This is a genomic window from Gluconobacter sp. P1D12_c (genome assembly GCF_018812105.1).
GTDB classification, from domain to species: domain Bacteria; phylum Pseudomonadota; class Alphaproteobacteria; order Acetobacterales; family Acetobacteraceae; genus Gluconobacter; species Gluconobacter oxydans_A.
The window spans coordinates 1-404 of sequence record NZ_JACSIQ010000637.1; the positions used below are offsets into that span (position 1 = coordinate 1).

Here is a 404-nt window from a genome sequence, read left to right on the forward strand (position 1 = left end):
TACACCCCCTGCTGTGGAAGAGTTGAGGCGGGCGGCTTACGACCGGCTGCCACGCATCAAGATTACTGATCTTCTGCTGGAAGTGGACCGCTGGATCAGCTTCACCGACTGCTTTACCCATCGCCGTTCCAGCCGTGTCGCGGATGACAAAAACGCCCTGCTGACGGTGATCCTGGCGGATGGGATTAATCTTGGTCTGACACGCATGGCCGACACCTGTCAGGGTGCCACCCTGCGCCAGTTGGCGCATCTGCATGACTGGCATATCAGCGAGGCCGGATACGCCGAAGCCCTTGGCCGTATGGTTGCAGCCCATCGTGGGCTGCCCCTGGCGTCACTCTGGGGAGACGGCACATCGTCCTCAAGTGATGGTCAATTGTTTCATGCAGGTGGCAGAGGCGCTG

At 60.1% G+C, this 404-nt stretch carries 1 protein-coding gene; it reads left to right on the forward strand.

All coding sequences use genetic code 11. From position 1 onward, the window contains the following. Positions 1-404, forward strand: a 404-nt coding sequence (locus tag KP705_RS18515; protein WP_215765363.1) for a Tn3 family transposase, incomplete at both ends; no start/stop codon positions are given.